The following is a 17749-nucleotide window of genomic DNA, read 5'->3' as shown; positions in this document are numbered from 1 at the left end:
GATCAGCCGAGACCGGCCGGGCGTCCGATCATGGACGGTATCGCGGAGAGTATGCTAGTCGTCTCACTCTGTGAACACCTGGGTTCGCCCAGGTCGGAGGGCCGGCGTCGTCACCGTGGCCCACTTCGGGGCCTACCCACGGTGTACGGTGGCGCCGTCCGGTCACTGAGGCCGCGCGGCGCCGGCGGTGCCGCCGCGCGGACGCTGTTTGCCGCCCCCGGGACCCGGAGCCGGGGCGGCGCGTTACGTTGGACATCCGGACCGACGGTGGTCCGGCGGGCGCAACACGGCCCGAAACGGGCCTGGAGCAGGAGCGAGGTCGGGGAGAGACGTGCCGAGCAGAGCTGGAACCACCCGTCTGGTCATCGTCGAGTCACCGGCGAAGGCCAAGACGATCTCGGGCTACCTCGGCCCGGGGTACGTCGTGGAGGCCAGCTTCGGCCACGTCCGGGACCTGCCCCGCAACGCCGCCGACGTGCCGGCCAAGTACAAGGGTGAGTCGTGGGCCCGGCTGGGGGTGGACGTCGACAACGGCTTCCACGCCCTCTACGTGGTCTCGGCCGACCGTAAGCAGCAGATCAGCAAGCTGGTGAAGCTGGCCAAGGAGGTCGACGAGATCTTCCTGGCCACGGACGAGGACCGCGAGGGCGAGGCGATCGCCTGGCACCTGGTGGAGACCCTCAAGCCCAAGGTGCCGGTCAAGCGGATGGTCTTCCACGAGATCACCAAGCCGGCCATCCAGGCGGCGGTGGCGAACCCCCGCGAGATCGACCGCGACCTGGTCGACGCCCAGGAGGCCCGGCGCATCCTCGACCGGCTCTACGGCTACGAGGTCTCCCCGGTGCTGTGGAAGAAGGTCATGCCGAGGCTCTCGGCGGGCCGGGTGCAGTCCGTGGCGACCCGGATCGTGGTCGAGCGGGAGCGCCAGCGGATGGCCTTCCGCACCGCGGAGTACTGGGACATCCTCGCCACCCTCGCGGTGGCGAACCCGGGCGAGGGCCCGCGTACCTTCAACGCCACCCTGGTCGCGCTCAACGGTGACCGGATCGCCACCGGCAAGGACTTCGAGCCGACCACCGGCCGGGTGCGGCCCGGCGCGGGCGTGGTGCACCTCGACGAGAGCGGGGCGCGGGGCCTGGCGGCCCGCCTCGACGGGCGGCCGTTCACCGTCACCCGGGTCGAGGAGAAGCCCTACCGCCGTCGCCCGTACGCGCCGTTCATCACCTCGACCCTCCAGCAGGAGGCAGCCCGCAAGATGCGGTTCTCGTCGCAGCAGACGATGCGCACCGCGCAGCGGCTCTACGAGAACGGCTACATCACCTACATGCGTACCGACTCGGTGAACCTGTCGGAGACCGCCATCGCGGCGGCCCGCCGGCAGATCGTCGAGCTGTACGGCGAGCGCAGCGTGCCGCCGGAGCCGCGCCGCTACACCGGCAAGGTGAAGAACGCCCAGGAGGCGCACGAGGCGATCCGCCCGGCGGGTGACAACTTCCGCACCCCCGGCGACGTGGCCAAGGAGCTGTCCGGCGAGGAGTTCAAGCTCTACGAGCTGATCTGGCGGCGGACCATCGCCTCGCAGATGACCGACGCGGTCGGCTCCAGCGTCTCGGTGCGCATCCGGGCGGTCTCCGCCGCGCAGGAGGAGGCGGACTTCGGCGCCACCGGCAAGACCATCACCGACCCGGGCTTCCTGCGGGCGTACGTCGAGTCCAGCGACGACGAGAACGCCGAGGCCGAGGACGCCGAGCGTCGGCTGCCCACCCTGGTCAAGGACCAGCCGTTGACCGCCGACGAGCTGGCCGCGCAGGGCCACCACACCCAGCCGCCGTCGCGCTACACCGAGGCGTCGCTGGTCAAGGCACTGGAGGAGCTGGGCATCGGCCGCCCGTCGACGTACGCGTCGATCATGCAGACGATCCAGGACCGGGGCTACGTCACCAAGCGCGGCCAGGCGATGATCCCGACGTTCCTGGCGTTCGCGGTGATCGGGCTGATGGAACGGCACTACCCGCGCCTGATCGACTACGACTTCACCGCCAGCATGGAGAACGAGCTGGACGAGATCGCCGGGGGCGACCACGCCGCCGTCGACTTCCTCACCGCGTTCTACTTCGGCAGCAGCAACGGCACCGGGGACCAGGCCATCGCCCACGCGGGCGGGTTGAAGAAGCTGGTCACCGAGAACCTCAGCGAGATCGACGCGCGTAGCGTCAACTCGATCCCGCTGCACACCGACGACGAGGGGCGCGAGGTCGTCGTCCGGGTCGGCCGGTTCGGGCCGTACCTCCAGCGGGCCCTGCCCGGCGAGCAGCCGGCACCGAAGGCCGACGGCGAGGAGGGCGGCAGCCAGGGCGACCGGGCGCCGATCCCGGAGGGGTTGGCCCCCGACGAATTGACCCCGGAGAAGGTGCACGAGCTGTTCCTCGGCGGGGGCGGCGAACGCAAGCTCGGCGACGACCCGGCCACCGGGGAGCCGATCGTGCTCAAGTCCGGCCGGTTCGGCCCGTACGTCGCCAGCGGCGAGCGCAAGTCGTCGCTGCTGCGCACGCAGACCCCGGACTCGCTCACCCTCGACGAGGCGTTGAAGCTGCTCAGCCTGCCCCGGGTGATCGGGGTCGCCCCGGACGGCGCGGAGGTCGTCGCCAACAACGGCCGCTACGGCCCGTACGTCAAGCGCGGTGACGAGTTCCGCTCGCTGGACTCGGAAGACAAGATGTTCACCGTCACCCTCGACGAGGCGCTGGCCCTGCTGGCCGCCCCGAAGACCCGCCAGCGTCGGGCCGCCGCGCCCCCGCTGCGCGAGATGGGCGTCGACCCGCTGACCGAGAAGCCACTGGTGATCAAGGACGGCCGGTTCGGGCCGTACGTCACCGACGGGGAGTTCAACGCGTCGCTGCGGCGCGGGCAGACCCCGGAGGAGCTGACCATCGAGCAGGCGTCGGAGATGCTGGCCGAGAAGCGGGCGAAGGGCCCGGCCCCGAAGAAGGCGGCGGCGAAGAAGGCCCCCGCCAAGAAGGCGGCGGCCAAGAAGGCCACGGCGACCAAGGCGACGACGGCGAAGAAGACCGCCGCCGCCGCGAAGTCCACGGCCGCCAAGAAGACGACCACCGCCACCACCACGACGGCGAAGAAGACCCCGGCCAGGAAGGCCGCCCCCCGCAAGGCCACCACCGCCGCCGAGTAACCCACCCGTCCCCCAGCCACCCCGGTCGCTCGCCGACGCGGTGGATCTTGGAGGCAAACGGCCCCTCCGGGGGCCGATTCTCTCCAAGATCCACCCGTTGTCCACAGGGGCTGCGCGTGACGGGTGCTGGTGGGCAGTGTGCGGGGGTGACGGTTCGAAGGGGTACGGGGTCCGGTCCACGGGTACGGGCGGGTGCGGGGCTCCGGCGGGCGCTTCCCGCCGACGACGCGGACGAGTTGACCTGGCTGCGCTTCCGACAGGAGGACGTGATCAGCCTGGCCCAGGCATCCCGGTACCTGTCCCGCAAGGCGATCCGGCACCGGGTGGAGGCGGGACGGTGGCGGCAGGTCCACCGGGCGGTGTTCGTGACGTACAACGGTCCCGTAGACGCCGGACAGTTCCGTTGGATCGCCGTGCTGGCTGCCGGGCCGCACGCCGTGCTGGGTGGCCTCAGCGCGGCCCAGGCCGGCGGTCTGCGCGGCTTCCGGGCCCGCCCGGTCGACCTGTTGCTCCCCGCATCGTCCCGCCGCGACGTGCTGCCGCCGGGGGTACGCGTGCACCGGACCACCCTCCTACCCCCGCAGGACGTGCTCACCGTCGGGCAGCCTCCCCGTACCAGGCCGGCGCGGTCGGTCGTCGACGCGGCCCAGTGGGCGGCAGGTGACGACGAGGCGCGCGCCATCGTCGCGGCGGCCTTCCAGCAGCGCCTGGTGACGGGCGGGGAGGTACACGAGGTGCTGGCCCGGCTGCCGCGCCTGCGCCGCCGGGCACTGGTGACCGCGATCGTCACCGATGCCGCAGGCGGCTCCCACTCCCTCGGTGAGCTGGACTTCCTCGACCTGACCCGCCGGGCCGGCCTGCCGGCTCCGACCCGGCAACAGGTCCGGTACGACCCGGCCGGCCGACGCCGCTACCTCGACGCGTACTTCGCCCAGTGGCGGGTGCACGTGGAGATAGACGGAGGACAGCATCTCGACCCGGCCCACGCCTGGGCGGACATGCGACGGCAGAACTCTCTCTGGATCGAGGGAGACCGGGTGCTCCGCTTTCCGGCCTGGGCGTTGCGGGCCCGCCCCGACGAGGTCGTCGCCCAACTCCGTGCCGCCCTGCGCGCGGCCGGCTGGCCCGGCTGACCGACCCCGCCCCGTGCGTCCACCAGATCTTGGAGGGAAAGTGCCCCCGCAGGGGCCGTTTCTCTCCAAGATCGTCGTGGGGGCGGGTCAGGGGCCGAGGATGTGGTCGAGGTGGGGGTTGGTGAGGACCCGGCCGGGGTCGAGGCGGGCCCGCAGATCCTGGAAGTCGGCGAACTTCGGGTACACGGTCGCTAGGGAGGCCGCGTCCCGGTAGTGCAGCTTGCCCCAGTGGGGTCGGCCGCCCAGCCCCGCTGCGACCTCCTCGAAGGCCCGGAAGTACGGCTCGTAGGGCATGCCGACGTACTGGTGGACGGCGAGGTAGGCGGAGTCGCGGCCGTAGCCGTGGGACAGCCAGATGTCGTCGGCGGCGGTGAACCGCACCTCGACGGGGAAGAGCACCTTGAAGGGCAGCCGGTCGACGAGGCGGCGCAGTTCCGCAAGCGCCTGCGGCAGGGCGGCGCGCGGGATGCCGTACTCCATCTCCACGAAACGGACCCGGCGCGGGGTGCAGAAGACCGTGTCGGAGCGGCCGGTGTAGGTGCGTTCGGTGAGCGCGCGGGCGGAGACCGCGCTGATCGTGGGCACCAGCGTCGGGACGGCCCGACCCAGCCGGCAGGCCCCGGCGAAGACGGTGTTGGCGAGGAAGTCGTCGTCCAGCCAGCCCCGCCAGCGGGGCAGCGGCCGGTCGTCGGCGGGCACCCGGTCGTTGGTCTTGAGCTGCACCCGGTCGGTGTACGGGAACCAGTAGAACTCGACGTGGTCGTGCCGGCCGATGAGACCGGACAGGTCGCCCAGCACCTCGTCGAGCGGGGCGGGGCGTTCGTGTGCGCGCAGGGTGAACGCGTCGACGCAGCGCAGGGTGACCTCGACGAGCACGCCGAGCGCCCCCAGGCCGACCCGGGCGGCGGCGAAGATGTCCGGGTGTTCCTCGGCCGAGCAGTGCAGCACCTCGCCGGTGCCGGTGACCAGGGTGAGCGCCTCGACGAAGGTGGACAGGCAGCCGTACGCGGCGCCGGTGCCGTGGGTGCCGGTGGAGATCGCCCCGGCGATGGTCTGCGCGTCGATGTCGCCAAGGTTGGGCATGGCCAGGCCGTGCCCGGCGAGCAGCGCGTTGAGCGCCCGCAGGGTCGTCCCGGCGGGCACGGTGACCAGCCGGGCGTCCCGGTCGACCCGGACGCCGGTGTCGAGGGCGGACAATTCCATCCGCCGGCCGTCGGTCAGGGCGATGGGGGTGAACGAGTGACCGCTGCCGACCACCCTGATCCGCTCGCCCGCGCCCGCCGCGTCCAGGACCGCCTCGGCTGTGTCCTCGACGGTGGTAGGGCGCAGGATGGCGGTGGCGACGCTGCGTTGGTTGCCCGCCCAGTTGGACCAAGCGGTGGTGGTACCGGCCATCGGCGCTCCTCGACATGAACGTGAACTGCCTTCATATCAGGAACGTTGTGCCTGGTAAATACCGCAATCGAGGTCCGCTCGTTGTACCGGTAGTCACGGCCTCGTGACATGTGGATATGTTCTTCCGTCGAAGGGGGGTGGCGTCGAGTGTCCACACCAGCCGCCACGACCGGGCCGCTGCGCCGCGTTCCGGTGCAGGGTCGAAGTGTCGCGCGCGTCCAACGGATGTTGGACGCCTGTGCCGAGCTCGTCGACGAGGTGGGGTACGAGGGGTTGACCACCACGTTGCTCGCCGAGCGGGCCGAGGTGGCGATCGGGTCGGTCTACCAGTTCTTCCCGGACAAGCGGGCGATAGTCCAGGCGTTGACGCTGCGCACGATGGAGTCCTACCTCCAGCGGCTCGACGAGCGCTTCGCCTCCGACGACCTGACCCACTGGTGGGACGGCGTCGACGCGGGCATCGACGAGTACATCTCGATGCACCGGACGGTCCCGGGCTTCCGGACCCTGCACTTCGGTGACGTCGTCGACCTGCACCTGCTCGACGAGCAGCGGGACAACAACGGGGTGATCGCCGACCAGTTGGCCCGGGTGCTCACCGAGCGGTTCGGCATGGTCGACGAGCCGCGGCTGCGGTTCTGCCTGGAGATCGCCGTCGAGGCCGCCGACGCCCTGATCAAGCTGGCGTTCCGCCGCAAGCAGGAGGGCGACGAACGGGTCCTCGCCGAGGCCAAGGCGCTCATCCGGGAGTACCTGCACCGGCACGTCGAGGCCCCGACCGAACCCGCCGCCCAGCCCTGACCGACCGGCCCTGACCGACCGCCCCGGCCGGCCCGCGAAGCCGCCCCGGGGTCGGCCGTAGTCGGTTCTGTGCCGTCGACGGCCGGCCCGCAACCGGCACCGCGAGGGGCGGATCAGAGGAAGGCGTGGCCCTCACCCCGGTAGGTGGGCACCGTGGCGACCACGCTGTCCCCGTCGACCAGGTGCAGGTCGTTGACCCGTTCGCAGAGTTCGCCGGCCTTGGCGTGCCGGAACCACACCCGGTCGCCGATCCGCAGGGCGGCTGCGGCGGCGCCGGTGAGCGGGGTCTGCACCTCGCCCGCGCCCTCGGTGCCGACGAGTTCCAGCCCGGCCGGCAGCCACGGCCGCGGCAGCCGGCTCGTCGCCGCCGGTCCGGAGGCGATCCAACCGCCGCCGAGCACGGTGGCGATCTCCGGCGTCGGGCGGCGGACCACCGAGCAGGCGAAGAACGCCGCCGGGGTCGGCCGCCAGGCGCGGTAGGCGTCGAACAGCGTCGGGCCGTACAGCCCCGAGCCGGCGGTGACCTCGGTGACCGAGGGGTCGGCGCTGGTGGCGGCCACGCTGCCGGTGCCACCGCCGTTGACGAATTCCAGGTCGGCGTGTTCGCGGACGGCGGCGACCGCCGCACCCCGTCGGGCCAGCAGCTCCCGGTACGACCCGCGCTGGGCGATCCGGATCGCGGCGCTGAGCGCGGCCTGTCCGGGCGGGGCGTCCCCGAGTCCGGCGATCTGTGCCTCGTACGACATCAGGCCGACCAGCCGGAAGCCGGCCCGACGGGCGACGGCGGCGGCGAGCGCGCCGGCCGCCCGGGCGCTGTGCACCGGCGAGCGGCGGACCCCGACGTGCACCCGGCCGCGCAGGGGTCGCCAGGAGGCGTCGAGGTCGAGGCAGACCCGGACCTCGGGTCGGCGGCCCGGGGCGCACACCGTGTCGATCAGGTCGAGCTGCTCGGTGCTGTCGATCATGAGGGTGACCGCCGCGGCGAGCTGCGGATCACCGGCCAGGGCGGCGAGCGCCCCCCGGTCGGCGGTGGGGTACGCCACGAGCGCGTCGCCGGTCGCGCCGGAGCGGACCAGCCAGTTCGCCTCGGCCAGGGTGAACGCCATCACGCCGGCCCAGCCGGCCCGGCCGAGCGCCCGGTCGAGCAGGTCGCGGGACCGGATCGACTTGCTGGCGGCGCGGACCGGCTTACCGGCGCTGCGCGCGGCCAGTGCGGCGGCGTTGGCGTCGAAGGCGGTGAGGTCCACCACGGCGTAGGGCGGGTCGAGGTGGGCGGTCGCCTTGTCGAGGCGTTCGCGCAGGGTGTCGCTGTCGATGGCCACGAATGCACGCTAACTGTCCGGACGGCAATGCGAAATACCCTCACGTCCTACCGGGCTGCGGACGGTGGCGTCAGCGGCCTAGGCTCGGCGAGCAGGAGAATGTCGCCGGTGGGGAGGCCCCCACCGGGTCTAGAGTGTTGCACCGGGACTGCCCAGTGTTGGGCCGGCGCGTGGAGGTACGGCCATCGAAAGCCAGCAGAACGGCGAGTCGTCCGGTGCGTCGTCGTCCGGGCCCGCCGGAGCCGCCGCCCAGACCGACCGGTCCGGGGCGGCGGCGATCCGGTCCGTGCTGCGCATCCGACCGTTCCGGCGGCTCTGGATCGTCCTCGGCGCAGCCTCCTTCGGTGACTGGCTCGGCCTGCTCGCCACCTCCGTCTTCGCCGCCGCGCAGGTCTCCGGCAGCACCGCCCAGGGGGCGGTGTTCGGTGGCGTGATCGCAATCCGGCTGCTCCCGGCACTGGTGCTGGGGCCGGTGGCCGGCGTGCTCGCCGACCGGTTCGACAGGCGCTGGACGATGGTCATCTGCGACCTGCTGCGCTTCCTGCTGTTCGCCTCGATCCCGCTGGTCGCGCTGCTCGGCGTCCGGGGCGGCGTGGTGGTCACCTGGGCGGCGATCGCCACCTTCCTGATCGAGTCGATCACCCTGCTCTGGATCCCGGCCAAGGAGGCCGCGGTCCCCAACCTCATCCCGCGCGCCCGGCTGGAGACCGCCAACCAGCTCACCCTGATCACCACGTACGGCCTGACCCCGGTCGCCGCCGCGATCGCCCTGGCGGTGCTGGACCGCAGCGTGCGCGGGGTCACCGGCGGCGAGATGCCGAGCTGGGCCGAGCCCGCCCAGCTCGCCCTCTGGTTCAACGCCCTCTCCCGGCTCGCCACCGCGCTGGTGGTGGCCTTCGGCATCAAGGAGATCAGCCAGGCCCAGGCCCGGGAACGGGGTGAGCGCGCCGAGCAGGGCATGTTCAGCCAGTTCACCGAGGGCTGGAAGTTCATCGGCCAGACCCCGCTGGTCCGGGGCCTGGTGCTCGGCATCTTCGGCGCGTTCGCCGGTGGCGGCATCGTGATCGGCACCGCCAAGTTCTTCGCCGCCTCGCTCGGTGCCGGCGACGCCGCGTTCTACATGCTTTTCGGCGCGATCTTCATCGGGCTGGCGGTCGGCATCGGGCTCGGCCCGATGATCGTCCGGGACATGTCCCGCCGCCGCTGGTTCGGCATGAGCATCGTGCTGGCCAGCGCGTCCGTGCTGGTGCTGGCCTTCGCCATCCACCTGTCGATGGCCATCCTCGGTGCGATCATGGTCGGCGCGGGCGCCGGCATGGCCTTCCTCGCCGGCACCACGCTGCTCGGCGGCGAGGTCGCCGACGAGGTACGCGGCCGGGTCTTCGCCGTGGTGCAGATCGGCACCCGGCTGGTGCTGATCCTGGCGATCGCACTGAGCAGCCTGCTGGTCGGGGTCGGCGGCTCGCGTCAGCTCACCATCGCCGACCTCGGCATCTCGGTCTCCTCCACCCGGCTGCTGCTGCTCGCCGCCGGCCTGGCCGGCATCTTCGCCGGGATCAGCGCGTTCGGGCAGATGGACGACAAGAAGGGCGTGCCGGTCCTGGCCGACCTGTGGGGCTCGATGCGCGGTCGGCCGCTGATGCCGGCCGAGCCGTTCGTCTCCAACGGTCTCTTCGTGGTCTTCGAGGGCGGTGAGGGGGCCGGCAAGTCCACCCAGTTGGAGCAGCTCGCCGCCCGCCTGCGCGAGCAGGGCCGGGACGTCGTGGTGACCCGGGAGCCGGGTGCCACGGCCGTGGGTGAGCGGATCCGGGCCCTGGTGCTTGAGGATTCCGGCGCGGACGCCCCCTCCCCACGCGCCGAGGCGCTGCTGTACGCCGCCGACCGGGCCCACCACGTCGCCACCGTGGTCCGCCCCGCCCTGATCCGGGGCGCGGTGGTGATCAGCGACCGGTACGTCGACTCGTCCCTGGCCTACCAGGGCGCGGGTCGTACGCTGCCGGTCGACGAGGTCTCCTGGCTCTCCTCCTGGGCCACCGGCGGGCTCAAGCCCGACCTGGTGGTGCTGCTCGACGTCGATCCGCGCACCGGCCTGTCCCGGGCCGCCGCCCGCAACCAGGGGGCCGACCGGCTGGAGGCCGAGTCCGTGGCCTTCCACGAGCGGGTCCGCTACGCCTTCCTCGACCTCGCCGCCAACGACCCGAAGCGTTACCTGGTGCTCGACGCGGCCCGCCCGGTAGACGAGATCGCCGGCCAGGTCGGCCGCCGGGTGCAGGAGTTCCTGGTGGACCCGGCCGGCATCGTGCACCCGCGCCCCGCGCACGGGCCGGACACCTCGGTCCAGCCCGAGTTATCCGACACGGAGCTGGTGGGGATGGAGCACCGGACCTGATGCCGGACGTCTTCGCCGAGCTGGTCGGCCAGGACGACGCGGTCGACACCCTGCGCCGGGCCGCCGCGTCGGCCGCCGCCGTGCTGCGCGCCGCCCACCTCCCGGCACCCTCCGCCACCGCCGACGACCCGGACGACGACCTGGCCGCCCTGGCCGAGGCCGACGAGGATGCCGCCGCCGGGTCGACCGCCACGGCCGTCGACCCGGGGGCCGGGATGACCCACGCCTGGATCTTCACCGGCCCGCCCGGTTCCGGCCGTTCGGTGGCCGCCCGCGCCTTCGCCGCCGCCCTCCAGTGCGTGCACGGCACCGGCTGCGGTAGCTGCCCCGGCTGCCACACCACGCTCACCGGCACGCACGCCGACGTCCGGCTGGTGGCCCCCGAGGGGCTCTCCATCGGCGTCGGCGAGATGCGCGCCCTGGTGCTGCGGGCGGCGAGCACCCCGTCCGGCGGGCGCTGGCAGGTGGTGATCATCGAGGACGCCGACCGGCTCACCGAGGCGGCCGGCAACGCGCTGCTCAAGGCGGTCGAGGAGCCGCCACCGCGGACGGTCTTCCTGCTCTGCGCCCCGTCCACCCACCCGGAGGACGTGTCGGTGACGATCCGGTCGCGGTGTCGGGTCGTACCGCTGCGGCAGCCCTCGGCGGCGGCGGTCGCCGAGGTGCTGGTCCGGCGGGACGGCATCGCGCCCGACGTGGCGCAGTGGGTGGCCGCCGCCGCGCAGGGGCACGTGGGGCGGGCCCGGCGGCTGGCCCGCGACCCCGAGGCGCGTCAGCGCCGGGACGCGGTGCTGGCGGTGCCGCGCCGGCTGACCGGGGTGGGCACCGCGCTGGACGCGGCGTCGGCGCTGATCGAGGCGGCCGAGGCCGAGGCGGCGGCCTCGGTGGCGGAGTCCGACGCGACCGAGCGGGCCGCGTTGCAGACCGCGCTGGGCGCGGGCGGCACCGGCCGGGGCGCGGCGGGCGCGACGCGCGGCTCCGCCGGCCAGCTCAAGGACCTGGAGAAACGGCAGAAGTCGCGGGCCACCCGGGCCCAGCGCGACGCCCTGGACCGGGCCCTGGTGGACCTGGCCGGCTTCTACCGGGACGCGCTCACCTCGGCGCTGCGCGCGCCGGTCGCCCCGGTGCACACCGACACCGCCGCGCTGGCCGAGGCGGGCGGGCAGAAGTGGGCCCCGGAGGGTGCGCTGCGCCGGCTGGAGGCGGTCCTGGAGTGCCGGGCCGCGATCGAGGCGAACGTCAAACCCCGCATCGCCGTGGAGGCGATGATGCTCTCGCTCTGGCGCGGCTGACCCCCGGTTCCCGCCCATCGACACGTGTTGACGGGGTGCGGTACGGTCCCGGTGGGCCGCGGTGATCGTGGTGGCACGCAGGGTGAGGTCGACCTGGGGGGAGATCGGATGCCGCGCGGCGAGATCGACGAGGCGTGGATCGAGGAGGCGGTGCGGCGGTACCGCCGGATCGAGTCCCTCCAGGCCGAGTTCGACCGGGCGGTGGAGACCGTCGAGGTGACCGTCCGCTCGCCCGACGGGCTGGTCGAGGTGGTGGTGACCGCCGGTGGGCGGATCACCGACGTGCGCTTCCTCGGGCCGCTGCACAACCGCCACCCCCGGGACGTGGCCGGCTCGGTGCAGGCCGCCGTCACGGCCGCCGCCGACGCCGCCCAGTGGGCCCGGGAGAAGCTGCACAACGAGACGTTCACCGCCTACCGTCCGCTCGCGGGGGCGTGAGATGGACGCCCTGCGTACCCTCGCCGACCGCCTCGACGAGGCGAGCGCCACCCTCGCCGCGCTGTCCCGGACGGTCACCGCCACCGACCCGCCGCACCCGGCGTTCGGCGCGCACGCCGCCGGCCGTCCCGGCGAGGTCGGCCGGGCCCTGCACCGGCAGTGGACGACCGCCACCGACGGCCGGGCCCGCGAGGCGGGTGCCGCCGCCGCCCGGCTGGCCGCCGCCGCGTCGGCCGTCCGCAGCGCCGCCGACCGCTACACGTCCAGCGACGAGGCCGCCCGCCGCCGGCTGGCCGGGGAGGCGTGATGGACCCGCTGGACCGGCTCGCCGAGCCCGGCCTGGACCTGCTCGCCCGGGTCGACACGCTGCTCGCCGCCGGCGCGCCCGAGGCGCACCCGGTCTGGCCGCTGCTGCGCCGGATGCAGCTGCTGCCGGGGGAGGCCCTGCGCGCGTTCCTCGACCTGCATCCCGCGCCGCTGGCGACCGCCGGCCACGCCGTGCGCCGTCTCGTGCGGGGGTACGACGACGCGTGCGCCGCCCTCACCGATCCGGGCATCTGGTCGGGCCCGGCCGGGGCGTCCTACGACGAGGCCCGTACCGCCCTGCTGCGCCATCTGGACGAGGGCCCGGAGAGCCTGGTGGGCCGGCTGGAGTCCACCGCCGGTTACGCCGACGCGCTCGCCGACTGGGTGGAGGGCAGCCGGTTGGCGGTGGCCCGGGTGCTGGCCGAGGTGCTCGGCTCCACCGAGGCGGTCCGGGTCCGGGTGGCCGCCGGGGCGGGTGCCGGGCCCGCCGGGGCGGCTGCGGCGGCCGAGATCGCCACCCGGGTGCTCGCGGTGCTCGGGGTGGCCTACGACGGGGCGGAGACGTTGCTGCGCCAGTGGTCGCCCAGCCTCGCCGAGTCGACCTGGCGGCCGACCGGCGGGCCGTCGTACCACGGCGGCCCGGTGCGGATCGGCTGATGGGCCGACCGACCCGGCGGGGGGCCCGCCCGCCGCACCGGGACCGGTTCCGTCGATCCGTCGTAGGCTGAACGCATGGGCATGCTCTGCGCGGTCAGCTTCAACCGGTACGGGCGGCTCTACTACCTCGACCCGGGGGAGTTCAGCCCGCAGGTCGGTGACCGGGTGCTCGTCCCCACCGACGACGGTCCCGAGGTGGCGGAGTGCGTCTGGGCGGCGCAGTGGGTCTCGGAGGAGACCGACGGCTTCCCGAAGCTTGCCGGGTTGGCCGGCGACGACGACCTGCGCCGCGACGAGCTGCTGCGGCGGCGCAAGGCCGAGGCGAAGGTGGCGGCGAAGCGGCTGATCCGGGAGCACGGCCTGCCGATGAAGGTGGTCGCGGTGGATCACGTCCTCGCCGCAGCCGAGGGGGCCGGGGACCGGACGACCGTCTACTTCACCGCCCCGCACCGGGTGGACTTCCGCTCGCTGGTCCGGGACCTGGGTGCGACCCTGCACTGCCGGGTGGAGCTGCGGCAGCTCTCCGCCCGTGATTCGGCCCGGGTGCAGGGTGGCATCGGTTCCTGCGGCCGGGACCTGTGCTGCGCCACCTTCCTCAACGACTTCGAGCCGGTCACCATCCGGATGGCCAAGGACCAGGACCTCCCGCTGAACCCGCTGCGGATCTCGGGCGCCTGCGGCCGGCTGATGTGCTGCCTGAAGTACGAGCACCCGCTGTACACCACGTTCACCGAGTCCGCCCCGGCGATCGGCAGCCGGGTCAGCACGCCCGAGGGGGACGGCCGGGTGGTCGGCCACAGCGTCCCGAGGGATGCGGTGACCGTCCGCCTGGACGCTGACGGCTCGCGCTCCATGTGCTCCCGCGCGGACGTCTGTGGCTCCCGGAGCGCCTACGAGAGCCGTGACCCGGCCGGCCCCGGAGGGGCCGCGCGCTGACCGACGGTTCACGGGTGTCGGGCACGGCCCGTCAGGCGCGGTCGTGCAGGGTGACCTGGTAGCCGTCGGGGTCGGCGAAGGTGAACGTCCGGCCGAAGGGCCCGTCGACCGGCGCGGAGACGATGGTGTGCCCGTCGGTGACGAGCGCGTCGTGGATGGCCTGTACGTCCGTGGTGTGGAGCCAGATCGCGGCACCGATGCCGGGCCGGGCGGCGGAGGCGAGATCGGTGCCGGGGACGACGTCGCGCAGGGCGAACGCGATCGGTGTGGTGGCGAAGACGACGGCGTGCGGCGGCCCGGCCGGCGAGCGGACGAGGCCGAGGTAGCGCTCGTAGAACGCCTGCGAGGCGGCGAGGTCGCGCGCCTGGAACGAGATGAAGTCGGGGCCGGTGACGGGCATGCGATGCTCCTTCGGTCATGTCAGGTTCCTGACATGCACAAGCTATGTCAGAATACTGACATGAGTCAAGTTGATTCCGGCATCGACCTGGAGACGTCCCTGGGCTACCTGCTGAAGGAGGCGTCGAGCGCCCTGCGGGCGGCCATGGAGGAGGTGCTGCGACCACTCGGGATGGGTGTGACGCACTACGCCTGCCTCGAACTGCTGGCGCAGCGTCCGGGCATGTCGAACTCCGAACTCGCGCGGGGCGCGTTCGTGACCCGGCAGACGATGAACGTGCTGCTCCAGAATCTGGAACGGGAGGGCTACGTGGTAAGGCCGGCGGCGGCACCCGTCGGCAAGGCGCTGCCCACGCGACTCACGCCGAGCGGTCGACGCAGCCTGGAGCGGGCGAGCGCGGCGGTCCGTTCCGTCGAGGTCAGAATGCTCTCCGGTATGACCGGCCCCGAGCGCTCAGCCGCCTTCCACGCCCTCAAATCGATGATCCACTCCCTGACCTCCCCGCCCGCGCCGCCGCCCCCCGCCGACGACCGGGGTTGATCAAGAGGTTTGCGTCAGGGTGGGCACGGCGGGTGACGCAAACTTCTTGGTCAACTTCGACGGGCGACGGGCGACGGCGCGGCGGGGTGTGGGTGGTGGCGCGGCGGGGTGTGGTCCGGGTGTGGACGGGAAGTCAGGTGAGGGTTACCGGGGGTTCGGCGAGGCGGGGGGTCAGCGGGGTGCGGGGGGTCAGCCAGGAGGCCGTCGGGGACTGGTCGGGGTTGAGCTGCCAGTCGTGGCAGACCCGGTCGACGGCGATCGGATAGACGGTAAGCGTGCCGTCCGGGTCGATGCGCATCCGCAGGAACGACTTCGAATCCTCGATGCCCTGCCCGGCGAACAGTTCATTGACGTTGACCCCGAAGGCGCCCGCCACCAGCAGATATGCGGCTACCAGTTGGGTGGCGACCAAGCCGATCACCGGGCCGTAGACCACTGCGGCGGCGACCGCCGGCAGCGGCCACGGCCAGTGGTAGAACGGCAGGTGCAGCCACGCCCAGGTGCCGGCGACCGCGAGTGCCACGTGCGCCAGGCCGTGACCGATACCGAGCAGCCAGTGCCGGACGTGCCGTTTCCCGCCGGCGCTGGGCGGCTGGGCGAAGAACGCCGCGCCGAGCAGCGTCACCCCCAACATGATCACCAGCGGGACGCTGAACAGTCGCTGCTCGGTGCCGGTCCGGTTGGCCGCGACCCCGGCCATGGCGAGCATCAGCAGCGTGTGCAGGGTGCCGAGCAGGGTCCCGAAACCCGGGTTGCGCCGGGGCAGCCGGTGGAAGATCCCCCAGCCGTAACGGCGGGAGCGGGCCGCGTCCGGGAACCGGGCCACCAGGTCGTACGACCGGGTGCGGCTGGCACGGCGGGACAGGGTGTCCTTCGGTGGCACCTCGATCCGCTCGGGCAGGGTGTGCGTCGGATACAGGTACGCGCCACCCCCGCCACAGGTGATCAACTGCCGTTCCGGGCCGGCGTACCGGGCGTAGTGGTGCAGGTCGCCGGAGACCAGCAGTCGCACGTGCGCGCCCGTGGGCGCGATGATCGTCCGGACGAAGTAGTCGATCGAGTCGTACGCGGTGGGATGGTCGACGGACTTCACCCAGGTCGGCGCCGGCACCGCCAGGATCACCCGGGATTCCGGGCCGAGCCGGCGGGCCACCTCGTCGAAGTACGACAACTGCGGATCGTCCAGGTAGGACCCCGACTGGTCGTCCAGGCCGAGCAGCCACCATCCGGCCGGCAGTTCGACCGCGAAGTACGACCGGGACTGGCCCGTGCCCCAGCCGCCGAAGTTGCGGTCCCGGGAGCGGACGAACAGCCGCAGGAACGCGGTCAGCCCGTCGTACCAGTCGTGGTTGCCGGGCACGGCGAACAGCATCGGCCGCTGCGGCGGAGCCACCGGCAGCGCCGCCTGGTACGGCCCCTTGCACCGGTCCTCGTACGCCTCGTAGGCCGCCGAGGGGTAGACCTGGTCGCCGCCCATCACCAGGGTCTGTGCCCGGGGCAGCCGGTGCCCGTCCACGGTCAGCTCCGGCTGGGCCAGCAGGTACGCCACCGAGTACGTGGCGTCGAAGCCGTCGCCCAGGTCGGCCACGTAGTCGAGCCAGAGGCCCCCGTCCGGGCCGACCTGCGTGCCGATCCTGGCGTCGAGCGCGTTCTGCAGCTCCCGCTTGTCCAGGTACGCCCCGAACAGCATCGCCAGCAGGGTACGGATGCCGGTGCTGATCAGCAGGAACGGCGCCAGCCAGGGGACCGGTTTGCGGGGCGTGAAACCCAGCTCCACCGGATCGGTGCCGCGTGGTCTGCGGACGGCCCGCTCGCCGGGGGCGTGCTCGGCGTCCGGGTCCGTTCCGGGGCCGACCGGATCGGCGGGACGTCCGGAGGTGGCGGGGCGCTCGGGGGTGGCGGGGTCGTCGCTCACCCGGGCAGCCTAGCCGTCCCGCCCGACACGGATGTCCCTTGATGTCCGGGTCCTCCGGCGGGGAACCCCCTCGGTCACGCCGGGGGTCGTACCGTACACTTGGCGGTCGTTGCCGCCTTAGCTCAGTCGGCTAGAGCGACGCACTCGTAATGCGTAGGTCGACGGTTCGATTCCGTCAGGCGGCTCGGGTAACCGAAAGGCCCCGTGACCAGGCTGAATGCCAAGGTCGCGGGGCCTTTTCGCGTTGCCGCCAGGATCAGCTTGCCCGGCGCTCCGTCCCGTTGCGGCAGGGCGCGAGGTTGCCGTCCATGAGCGCAGGCCGGCCACGGTTGTAGCTGCCCTCCACGCAGGTCTCAGGAGCGCTTCTTCTTCGTCCAGATGACGTAGACGGCGCAGAGGATCAGCATGAGGACGGCGATGGTGATCCATGCCCAGCGGGCGAAGGGCTCGTCGGCCATCATGGCGCGGATGCCCGCCAGGACGGCGAACGCCAGCGGGCCCAGGCCGAACCACTCGGAGTGCTCGGAGTAGGTCAGATCCTTCAGCGCCTGCCTCATCCGGCCAGTCTAGGTAGCGGCGGTGCGCGGGTGCCGGGTCCACCGTCGCAGCGGAACCATCCCCGAACTCTGAGCGCCCGCAATGATCCTGTCCGTCACGCCGGGTAGCCAGGTTCGCGGGTGCTGCGGCGTCCGCGTAGCGCGTGGTAGGCGACTGCGAGGGCGATGCCGAGGACGACGATGACGACCTCGTGCGCCGGGTGGAGGTTCTTCGACAGGCTGGGGGCGCGGTCCGGGCCGATCACCCAGAGCGCCAGTCCCGTCCCGTAGGCCGCGCCGAGCGCGCCGGCCCACCACCGCAGCGGGCGCAGGGCATCGTGGCGGAACACGGTGACCAGCGTGATCGCCACCGGGATGACGGCCACCATGGAGAACTGGACGGCGACGAGGGCGGCGGTCGCCCAGGCGCTGATGACGAGGGGGCGTGAGCGGGTCAGCATGCCCGGGGGGCTGACCGTCGTCGGTGCGGGGGGCATGGCGG

Annotated in this window: 16 protein-coding genes and 1 tRNA gene; 11 read left to right on the top strand and 6 right to left on the bottom strand. The window is 73.0% G+C overall.

The features are described 5' to 3' along the window. Positions 1-331 precede the first annotated feature (331 nt). Positions 332-3187 carry a type I DNA topoisomerase gene (gene topA / locus ACN265_RS29060; RefSeq protein ID WP_421410698.1) on the top strand — a complete coding sequence of 952 codons (2856 nt, stop codon included), beginning with the start codon at positions 332-334 and terminating at the stop codon, positions 3185-3187. Between the two features lie 146 nt (positions 3188-3333). Next, positions 3334-4320, top strand: a complete 987-nt coding sequence (locus ACN265_RS29055; protein WP_421410697.1) for a DUF559 domain-containing protein — start codon at positions 3334-3336, stop codon at positions 4318-4320. A gap of 87 nt (positions 4321-4407) precedes the next feature. On the opposite strand, the gene ACN265_RS29050 is transcribed toward ACN265_RS29055, so the two are convergent. Further along, positions 4408-5715, bottom strand: coding sequence for a D-arabinono-1,4-lactone oxidase (locus ACN265_RS29050; protein ID WP_377682277.1), 1308 nt, complete (start codon positions 5713-5715; stop codon positions 4408-4410). A gap of 225 nt (positions 5716-5940) precedes the next feature. Here ACN265_RS29050 and ACN265_RS29045 point away from each other — a divergent pair, with 225 nt between their 5' ends. Continuing rightward, complete coding sequence (locus tag ACN265_RS29045) at positions 5941-6516, top strand: TetR/AcrR family transcriptional regulator (RefSeq protein ID WP_204925808.1); 576 nt, start codon at positions 5941-5943, stop codon at positions 6514-6516. 113 nt (positions 6517-6629) lie between these two features. Here ACN265_RS29045 and ACN265_RS29040 read toward each other — a convergent pair whose 3' ends face one another. Continuing rightward, positions 6630-7838, bottom strand: coding sequence for an amino acid deaminase/aldolase (locus tag ACN265_RS29040; protein ID WP_421410696.1), 1209 nt, complete (start codon positions 7836-7838; stop codon positions 6630-6632). 277 nt (positions 7839-8115) lie between these two features. Here ACN265_RS29040 and tmk point away from each other — a divergent pair, with 277 nt between their 5' ends. From tmk to ACN265_RS29010, 6 genes are all read left to right on the top strand, one after another. Then, the gene (gene tmk / locus ACN265_RS29035) at positions 8116-10227 is read left to right on the top strand and encodes a dTMP kinase (RefSeq protein WP_421411680.1); all 2112 of its coding nucleotides are present in this window, start codon (positions 8116-8118) and stop codon (positions 10225-10227) included. Beyond that, the gene (locus tag ACN265_RS29030) at positions 10227-11519 is read left to right on the top strand and encodes a DNA polymerase III subunit delta' (RefSeq protein WP_421410695.1); all 1293 of its coding nucleotides are present in this window, start codon (positions 10227-10229) and stop codon (positions 11517-11519) included. Before tmk ends, ACN265_RS29030 begins: the two co-directional genes overlap by 1 nt. Positions 11520-11627: 108 nt before the next feature. Then, a complete protein-coding gene (locus tag ACN265_RS29025; RefSeq protein WP_088643476.1) occupies positions 11628-11957 on the top strand; it encodes a YbaB/EbfC family nucleoid-associated protein in 330 nt (109 codons plus the stop codon). Between the two features lies 1 nt (position 11958). Continuing rightward, entirely contained in the window at positions 11959-12264 is a 306-nt protein-coding gene (locus ACN265_RS29020; protein WP_204925812.1) for a hypothetical protein, read from the top strand. Beyond that, complete coding sequence (locus ACN265_RS29015; protein ID WP_204925813.1) at positions 12264-12920, top strand: hypothetical protein; 657 nt, start codon at positions 12264-12266, stop codon at positions 12918-12920. Before ACN265_RS29020 ends, ACN265_RS29015 begins: the two co-directional genes overlap by 1 nt. Before the next feature lie 75 nt (positions 12921-12995). Further along, on the top strand, positions 12996-13856 hold the full coding sequence (locus ACN265_RS29010; protein ID WP_204925814.1) for a PSP1 domain-containing protein: 861 nt from the start codon (positions 12996-12998) through the stop codon (positions 13854-13856). A gap of 31 nt (positions 13857-13887) precedes the next feature. On the opposite strand, the gene ACN265_RS29005 is transcribed toward ACN265_RS29010, so the two are convergent. Then, positions 13888-14256 carry a VOC family protein gene (locus ACN265_RS29005; RefSeq protein ID WP_421410694.1) on the bottom strand — a complete coding sequence of 123 codons (369 nt, stop codon included), beginning with the start codon at positions 14254-14256 and terminating at the stop codon, positions 13888-13890. A 60-nt stretch (positions 14257-14316) separates the two neighbouring features. Between ACN265_RS29005 and ACN265_RS29000 the strand changes: the two genes are divergently transcribed. Next, a complete protein-coding gene (locus ACN265_RS29000; protein WP_421410693.1) occupies positions 14317-14796 on the top strand; it encodes a MarR family winged helix-turn-helix transcriptional regulator in 480 nt (159 codons plus the stop codon). A gap of 133 nt (positions 14797-14929) precedes the next feature. Here ACN265_RS29000 and ACN265_RS28995 read toward each other — a convergent pair whose 3' ends face one another. Beyond that, positions 14930-16711: a metallophosphoesterase family protein gene (locus tag ACN265_RS28995; protein WP_421410692.1), complete on the bottom strand. Its 1782-nt coding sequence runs from the start codon at positions 16709-16711 to the stop codon at positions 14930-14932. A gap of 111 nt (positions 16712-16822) precedes the next feature. Between ACN265_RS28995 and ACN265_RS28990 the strand changes: the two genes are divergently transcribed. After that, a tRNA-Thr gene (locus ACN265_RS28990) sits at positions 16823-16896 on the top strand. Between the two features lie 168 nt (positions 16897-17064). Here ACN265_RS28990 and ACN265_RS28985 read toward each other — a convergent pair. After that, the gene (locus ACN265_RS28985) at positions 17065-17268 is read right to left on the bottom strand and encodes a hypothetical protein (protein ID WP_204925817.1); all 204 of its coding nucleotides are present in this window, start codon (positions 17266-17268) and stop codon (positions 17065-17067) included. A 95-nt stretch (positions 17269-17363) separates the two neighbouring features. Further along, entirely contained in the window at positions 17364-17744 is a 381-nt protein-coding gene (locus ACN265_RS28980; RefSeq protein WP_421410691.1) for a hypothetical protein, read from the bottom strand. Between the last annotated feature and the right edge of the window lie 5 nt (positions 17745-17749).

It is taken from the genome of Micromonospora sp. WMMD730, from assembly GCF_049178955.1.
GTDB lineage: Bacteria > Actinomycetota > Actinomycetes > Mycobacteriales > Micromonosporaceae > Micromonospora > Micromonospora wenchangensis.
The sequence above is the reverse complement of the archived record's forward strand: the minus strand, read 5'-3'. Positions and strand labels throughout refer to the sequence as shown.